The sequence below is a fragment of the Nocardioides sp. genome (assembly GCF_025964975.1).
Classification (GTDB): Bacteria; Actinomycetota; Actinomycetes; order Propionibacteriales; family Nocardioidaceae; genus Nocardioides.
The window spans coordinates 1-7929 of record NZ_JAOPXV010000227.1 but is presented as its reverse complement, the minus strand read 5'-3'; the positions used below and the strand labels follow the sequence as shown (position 1 = coordinate 7929).

Genomic DNA, 7929 nt, shown 5'->3' with positions numbered 1-7929 from the left:
GCGGGGAACATCCGCTGCTCGTGCTTCGAGCCGGCGTCGAAGGTGCCCTCGAGGTCCCAGTAGGACGCGAGGCGGAAGCGCATCCGCTCGCGCTCCTTGTCGACGACCAGGCGGGTGGCGACGGACTGCACGCGACCGGCCGACAGGCCGGACATGACCTTCTTCCACAGCACGGGCGAGACCTCGTAGCCGTACAGGCGGTCGAGGATGCGGCGCGTCTCCTGGGCCTCGACGAGGTCCATGTCGAGCTCGCGGGGGCTGTCGGCGGCGGCCAGGATGGCCGACTTGGTGATCTCGTGGAAGACCATCCGCTTGACCGGGATGCCCTTCGGGGCGAGCTCGTCGAGGAGGTGCCAGGCGATGGCCTCACCCTCGCGGTCCTCATCGGTGGCGAGGTAGAGCTCGTCGGCGTCCTTGAGGAGCTTCTTCAGCTTGGCGATGTGGCTCTTCTTGTCGCGCGGCACGACGTAGTAGGGCTCGAACCCGTTGTCGACGTCGACGGCGAGCCGGCCCCAGGGCTTGTCCTTGATCTTGGCCGGCGTGTCTGCAGCGTTGTTCGGCAGATCGCGGATGTGACCGATGGACGACTCGACGACATAACCGCTGCCGAGGTAGCCGCCGATCATCTGCGCCTTCTTCGGCGACTCGACGATGACGAGCTTGTGTGCCACGTGAACTCCTGCTCCCTGGTGGTGAATCGCCGCAACCGTAGCGCGTGAGATCCAGTCGGCCACTTCCGCTCGCCGCTGTGGATGGTGCGAGGGCCCCGGCACGATCACCGCGCGCTCCAGCGGCCGGGGCGCTCGCCGCTACGACCTGAGTCTCGACGAGACTCAGGTCGTAGTGAGGAAACCCTCGTCGACGAGGTCGCGCACGATGGGCAGGTACGTCGTCCGCAGCTCGTCGGCATCGACGTCGGTGATCTCGGCGATCGCATCGAGGATCTGCCCCACGGACAGGTCGCCGCCGCTGGCCCCGATCAGCGCGGCCTCGACCGTGTCGACCTGCCGCGCGCGGCGGAAGCCTCGCTGCTGGCGGACCACGATGGTGGCCGGGTCCTCGGCTCCGGGCGGGCCCTGCGTCTCCTGGAGCACGTCGATGCGCGCCTGCAGCCGTGACGTCAGTCCGACCTCGCTCCGGGTCGCGTCGAAGTGGTCGGCGATCGCGGGACCGATGGGCTGCTCGACGTCGTAACGCCACTCCTCGAGCCGGTGGCGGCCGCTCCCCCCGGCCCGGACGTTGATCCAGCCGAAGCCGACACCCTCGATGCCCAGGTCCTCGAACCACGACAACCACGTGTCGTAGCGGCTGGGGTAGTCGGGAGTGCCGTGCACGCCTGCGTCCTTGAGCCACATCTCGACGTACTCGCTCGGGTCGATCACCTCGCGCTGGATGACCAAGGCGTCGCAGTCGTCCCTCAGCCAGGAGGCGAGGCGCTCGTCCCAGTCGGTGCCGGCGACGATGGACCAGTTGGCCAGGACCTGGCACAGCCCGCCCTCGTTCAGGTGGGCGGGCGCCCCGCGGACGATGTCCTCCACGACCCGGTCACCGGGCAGGCCGGAGTCGCGATAGACGAGCCGCTCCCCCGTGGCCGGGCTGATCACGAAGGGTGGGTTGGTCGCGATCAGGTCGAACCGTTCGGTGGCCAGCGGCTCGAAGAACGAGCCTTCCCGCACGTCGACCGACACCTCATTGAGCGCAGCGTTGAGCCGCGTCATCCACAGCGCGCGCCGGTTGACGTCGGTGGCCACGACCTCGCCCGCATGCGTGGCCAGGTGCAGCGCTTGTACGCCGCAACCCGTGCCGAGGTCCAGGGCCCGGCCCACGTCGGCGCGGACCGTGAGCTGCGCCAGGCTGGTCGACGCGCTGGAGATCCCCAGCACGTGGTCGGTCCCGACCCGGGTCGGGGCGCCGTCGAGGCCGGGGGTCAGGTCGGAGACGACCCAGAGGTCGACGTCGTCGCCTGCGTAGGGCCGACAGTCCATGCGCGCGGCCACCTCGCCCACACTCTGCTCGAGCAGGCCGGCGTTGCAGAGCCGGTCGACCAGTCCGGGCAGCGCGCGCTCGGCGTCCTCTCGGGCAACGGTCGCCTGCAGGAGGAAGAGCCGGGTCAGCGTGCTGAGAGCGGAGCCGTCCGCTGTTCGGCGTACACCCGGGGTCGTCTCGTTGCGGCTGAGGCCCCGGTGTGCCTGGGGGCCCAGGAGTGAGGTTACCGCGCCGTAGGTGAAGTCCGCGGCGACCAGGGCGGCTCGCAGTGGAGCGGCGAAGTCGAGGTCCATGCCGCCAGCCTTGCAGAACGCTGGAGTCCGCCGGCGGCCCGTCACGGCAGACGCGACAACGGCCCGCCGGGGATCCCGGCGGGCCGTCGCGTGCTGTGCGTGGATCAGGTGGTGGGCGGCGGCGTCACCGGAGTGGCGCCGGTGCCCGCGGTGCCCGGCGGGGTGTCGTCGATCATCCCGTCGTGGTCACCGTGGGTCGCGTGGTCACCGTGGGTGCCGTGCTGCGTGAACGACGAGGAGCCGGTGTCGTCACCGTCGTCGTTGATCGCGACCCCGCGCTGCTTGGAGATGTAGATCGCCGCCGCGATGATCGCCACTGCAACGAGCGCGATGATGACCCGGAGCACGTCGTTCTCGTCCTTGCCGATGCTCATGGAGACGACCGCGCCGGCGATGAGGAGCGAGACGAGGTTCATCACCTTGATCAGCGGGTTGATGGCCGGGCCCGCGGTGTCCTTGAACGGGTCGCCCACCGTGTCGCCGATAATCGTCGCCTCGTGCGCCAGCGAGCCCTTGCCACCGTGGTGACCGTCCTCGACCAGCTTCTTGGCGTTGTCCCAGGCGCCACCCGCGTTGGCCAGGAAGACAGCCATCAGGGTGCCGGTGCCGATGGCGCCGGCGAGGAACCCCGCCAGCGCGGTGGCACCGAGGCCGAAGCCGACCGCCACCGGGGCCAGCACCGCGAGGATGCCCGGCGCCACGAGCTCGCGCAGCGAGTCCTTGGTGACGATGTCGACGACCTTGCCGTACTCCGGACGGCCGGTGCCCTCCATGATCCCGGGGATCTCGCGGAACTGGCGACGGACCTCGAAGACGACCGCGCCGGCAGCGCGGGCGACGGCGTTGATGGCCAGCCCGGAGAACATGAAGATGACGCAGGAGCCGAGGAGCACGCCGACCAGGACTGCCGGGTCGAAGACGTCGAACTGCAGACGCTGCTCACCGGGGTTGGCCTCGATGAGCGCCTCGAACACCGACGTGGCGTAGGACCCGAACAGCGCGGTGGCCGCGAGCACTGCCGTCGCGATGGCGATGCCCTTGGTGATGGCCTTGGTGGTGTTGCCGACCGCGTCGAGCTCGGTGAGGATCTGCGCTCCCGCCGGGCTGACGTCGCCCGACATCTCGGCGATGCCCTGGGCGTTGTCGGAGACCGGGCCGAAGGTGTCCATCGCGACGATCACGCCGACGGTGGTCAGCAGACCGCAGCCGGCCAGGGCGACGGCGAACAGTGACACGACGAGCGTGGCCCCACCGAGCAGGTAAGCACCGAACACGGCAGCACCGATGACCAGGGTCGTGTAGACCGCGGACTCGAAACCGACCGACAGGCCGGAGAGGATCACCGTCGCTGCACCCGTGAGGGACGACTTGCCGACGTCCTTGACGGGCTTGTACTCCGTGCCGGTGTAGTAGCCGGTCAGCGCCAGGATGCCCGCGGACATCACGATGCCGATGACAACAGCGGCCGCGGCGATGAACCGCGGGTCGCCGTCCGCGTTGGCCAGGCCCTGGGAGATGTTGGTGAACTCGGCGAAGCTGCTCGGCAGGTAGACGTAGGCCAGCACCACGCTGGCCACCGCTGCAATCGCCGAAGAGAGGTAGAACGACCGGTTGATGGTCGTGAGGCCGTTCTCCCCCGCCTTGGGCCGGGTGAGGTAGACGCCCGCCACGGCCGTGAGAGCGCCGATCGCGGGGATCATGAGCGGGAAGACGAGACCCTTGTCGCCGAAGGCCTGCGAGCCGAGGATCAGGGCCGCGACCAGGGTCACGGCATAGGACTCGAACAGGTCGGCCGCCATACCGGCGCAGTCGCCCACGTTGTCGCCCACGTTGTCGGCGATGGTGGCGGCGTTGCGCGGGTCGTCCTCGGGGATGCCCTGCTCGACCTTGCCGACGAGGTCGGCGCCCACGTCGGCGGCCTTGGTGAAGATGCCGCCGCCGACCCGCATGAACATGGCGAGCAGCGCGGCACCGAAGCCGAAGCCCTCCAGCACGTCGGGAGCGTCGTCCTGGAAGAAGAGCACGACGAGGCTGGCACCGAGCAGGCCCAGGCCGACAGTGAGCATGCCGACCATGGCGCCGGTGCGAAGACCGATCGTCATGGCGGGCTCGCGGCCACTGGTCTCGGCCGCGGCTGCCACCCGGAGGTTGGCGCGAACGGCCAGGCCCATCCCGAGATAGCCGACGGCGGAGGAGAATCCGGCCCCCACCACGAAGAACACGGAGCGGAAGATCCGCACCGTCATGTCGTCGGCCGGCAGCACGAGCAGCGCGAAGAACGCGATCACCGCGAAGATGCCGAGAGTGCGGAACTGCCGGGTCAGGTAGGCGTTGGCGCCCTCCTGGACAGCTAGGGCGATGGCCTTCATGTTGTCGGTGCCTTCACCGGCGGCCAACACCTGCTTGCGGAACACCATCGCCATCGCGAGCGCGCCGAGCGCGATCGCGAGGACGAGGATGACCAAAAGCTGGTTGGTGCCTTCAAGCTCCACGACAGCGGGAATGATCCCGGTCATGTGCGTCCTCCTGGGAGTTGATACATCAGTTGCGAACGCGCGGGAGTCTACGCACCTGTGTCCCGGATCACGCGCAGGGTTGTGGTGCGGATCACACGTCGCGTGTCGGGACATCCGTCGATCCGGGCGCTCCGGGGCGCGGATCACGTCGTCCCGCACCCCTGCGTCGGGCGTACGGCGATGGGCCGGTCAGCGCCGGACCGGCGGCTCGGTCAGCGCAGGACCGAGGGGTCGGCGGAGTCGTGGATCACGAACACCTTCGCCAGACCGGTGATACGGAAGATCTTCAGCAGTCGCTCCTGCGAGCAGATCAGCTCGAGCGAACCGTCGTGCGCGCGGACCTTCTTGAGCCCGCCCACCAGGACACCGAGCCCGGTGGAGTCGAGGAACTCGACGGCCTCGAGGTCGATCACGATGTTGTAGGAGCCATGAGCGACGAGCTCAGTGATCTGGTCCCGCAGCTTGGGTGCGGTGTAGACGTCGATCTCGCCCCCGACCGCGACGATGGCACGACCGTCTTCCTCGCGGGTCGCAAGGGTCAGATCCACGACTGCTCCAAGTTGAGAGGAAAAACCACCCAGGGCAGTGCGCCCCGAATGCTGCCGGGTGCTATCAAACCATGAGTCTCTCGATCACGCAGGCGTAGTCCCGAGCTTGGGGATGGTCGGGGCTCGAACCCGTCGCTGTCGGTGCCGTTTGCCACACTTCCCTCGTGAGCGTCCCCGGCGGTCCCGAGCGCCATCGGGTGAGCGACCTGGTGGGGCGACTGACCGACGTGCCGGGGCGCGAGGGACGGCTTCGACACCTCGAGGTGGTTCCACCGCGCCCAGCAGTCTCGGTCGACTGGCCGCCCTGGGTGAGCGCCGATGTCCGGGCGGCGTTCGAGCATTCGGGCGTGTCGTCGCCCTGGCAGCACCAGGCCGCGGCTGCCGACGCCGCTCGGGACGGCCAGCACGTCGTCCTGGCCACCGGGACGGCCTCCGGCAAGTCCCTGGCCTACCAGCTGCCGGCTCTGACGGCGATCCGCGAGACGCGCGGACGACGAGGTGAGCGCGGCGCCGGGGTCCTCTACCTCGCCCCGACCAAAGCGCTGGCCAATGACCAGCTGGCCAACATCGACGCCCTCGGACTGGACGTGCGGGTCGCCACCCACGACGGCGACAGCACCCGCGAGCAGCGCGACTGGGCCCGCGACTTCGGCGAATACATCCTGACCAACCCCGACATGCTCCACCGTTCCCTGCTGCCCGGGCACGCACGATGGGCCAGCTTCTTCGCGTCCTTGCGCTATGTCGTGGTCGACGAGTGCCACCACTACCGCGGCGTCTTCGGCTCCCACGTGGCGCACATCCTGCGCCGCCTCCGGCGTGTCTGTGCGTTGTACGCCGCCGAGCCCACCTTCATCCTCGCCTCGGCCACCGTCGCCGAGCCCGAGGTCGCGGCCGGTCGACTCACCGGGCTGGACGTGCTGGCGATCTCTGCGGACCACTCTCCCCGGGGCCAGGTCTCGCTGATGCTGTGGGAGCCGCCGTTCACCTCGTACGCCGGGGAGAACGGCGCGCCGGTGCGGCGGGCTGCGTCGTCGGAGGTGGCCGACCTCCTGGCCGACCTCGTCGCCGAGGGCGTCCGCACACTGGCCTTCGTCCGCTCCCGGCGGGGCGCCGAGCAGGTGGCGGCCACCGCCGCGGAGCTCCTCGCGGAAGTTGACCCGTCGTTGCCCGGCCGGGTCGCCTCCTACCGCGGGGGCTACCTACCGGAGGAGCGCCGCGAGCTGGAGGCGGCGCTGCGCCGCGGCGACCTGACCGGACTGGCCGCGACCAACGCCCTGGAGCTGGGCATCGACATCAGCGGGCTCGACGCCGTCCTGAGCGCCGGCTTCCCCGGCACCCGGGCCGCCCTGTGGCAGCAGATCGGCCGGGCGGGCAGAGGTGCCCAGGACGCGCTCGGAGTGCTGGTGGCTCGCGCCGACCCCCTCGACACCTACCTCGTCAACCACCCCGAGTCGCTGCTCGGCCAGCCGGTGGAAGCCACCGTCTTCGACCCGAACAACCCCTACGTCCTCGGCCCACACCTGTGCGCCTCCGCCCAGGAACACCCACTCACCGAGGCCGACCTGCCCCTGTTCGGCGACAACGCGCGGGCCGTGGTGGACCAGCTGACCGACGCCGGCCTCCTGCGCAGACGCCCGCACGGCTGGTTCTGGACCGACCGTCGTCGAGCCAGCGACCTGGCGGACATCCGCTCCAGCGGCGGACGACAGGTGCAGCTGATCGAGGCCGAGACCGGCCGCGTCGTCGGCACGGTCGACGGATCCAGCTCGCACGGGACCGCCCACCCCGGTGCCGTCTACGTCCACCGCGGCGAGACCTGGCTCGTCGAGTCGCTCGACCTCGAGGAGCATGTCGCAGTGATGAGCAGGGCCGAGCTCAGCTACTCCACCTCGGCCCGGGAGATCACCGACATCTCCATCGTCGCCGAACGAGAGCACCGCTCATGGGGAGGATGTCGACTCGCGCTGGGCGAGGTCGACGTCTCCCACCAGGTGGTGTCCTTCCTCCAGCGCCGTCAGCCGAGCGGAGAGGTGATGGGCGAGATGCCCCTCGACCTGCCAGAGCGGTCGCTGCGGACGACCGCGGTCTGGTGGACCATCGCCACCGACGTCCTCGCGGAGGGCGGCCTGGCCGCCGCCGACCTGCCTGGTTCGGCGCACGCCGCGGAGCACTGCGCGATCGGCCTGCTTCCACTCTTCGCCACCTGCGACCGCTGGGACATCGGTGGTGTGTCCACCGCCCTCCACGCCGACACCGGCCAGCTGACCGTCTTCGTCTACGACGGACATCCCGGTGGAGCCGGCTTCGCCGAGCGCGGATTCCACGCCGCTCGCGACTGGCTCAGCGCCACTCGGGAGACGATCGCCAGCTGCGAGTGCGAGGCCGGGTGCCCGTCGTGCATCCAGTCCCCCAAGTGCGGCAACCAGAACAACCCGCTCGACAAGGCCGGCGCTGTGGTCCTGCTCGACCTGCTCCTCGCGGACGCCGGGACCGGGACCCGCGAGTAGCCTCACCGGCATGGTCATCCTCGGACTGCTGCTGATAATTCTCGGCGTCATCGCGATCCTGTCCGCGATCTTCGTC

The 7929-nt window shown here is 69.8% G+C and carries 5 protein-coding genes; 1 reads left to right on the top strand and 4 read right to left on the bottom strand.

Annotated elements, in window-relative coordinates; genetic code table 11:
- The 4 genes from JWN68_RS18295 to JWN68_RS18280 all read right to left on the bottom strand — a co-directional run.
- Nucleotides 1–671: DNA topoisomerase (locus JWN68_RS18295; RefSeq protein WP_297741628.1), on the bottom strand; the 671-nt coding region annotated here is incomplete at its 3' end.
- Between the two features lie 162 nt (nucleotides 672–833).
- Nucleotides 834–2279 carry a methyltransferase gene (locus JWN68_RS18290; protein WP_297741626.1) on the bottom strand — a complete coding sequence of 482 codons (1446 nt, stop codon included), beginning with the start codon at nucleotides 2277–2279 and terminating at the stop codon, nucleotides 834–836.
- Nucleotides 2280–2383: 104 nt separating this feature from the next.
- A complete protein-coding gene (locus JWN68_RS18285) occupies nucleotides 2384–4795 on the bottom strand; it encodes a sodium-translocating pyrophosphatase (protein WP_297741624.1) in 2412 nt (803 codons plus the stop codon).
- A 212-nt stretch (nucleotides 4796–5007) separates the two neighbouring features.
- Nucleotides 5008–5343 (bottom strand): STAS domain-containing protein, encoded by a 336-nt coding sequence (locus JWN68_RS18280; RefSeq protein WP_297741622.1) that lies wholly within the window; start codon nucleotides 5341–5343, stop codon nucleotides 5008–5010.
- 164 nt (nucleotides 5344–5507) lie between these two features.
- Between JWN68_RS18280 and JWN68_RS18275 the strand changes: the two genes are divergently transcribed.
- Nucleotides 5508–7853 (top strand): DEAD/DEAH box helicase, encoded by a 2346-nt coding sequence (locus JWN68_RS18275; protein ID WP_297741620.1) that lies wholly within the window; start codon nucleotides 5508–5510, stop codon nucleotides 7851–7853.
- The last annotated feature ends 76 nt before the right edge of the window (nucleotides 7854–7929 follow it).

Bases quoted from the DNA above. Each gene is read 5' to 3' on its own strand.
- JWN68_RS18290 (WP_297741626.1), bottom strand. From the start codon at position 2,279: ATGGACCTCGACTTCGCCGCTCCACTGCGAGCCGCCCTGGTCGCCGCG.
- JWN68_RS18285 (WP_297741624.1), bottom strand. From the start codon at position 4,795: ATGACCGGGATCATTCCCGCTGTCGTGGAGCTTGAAGGCACCAACCAG.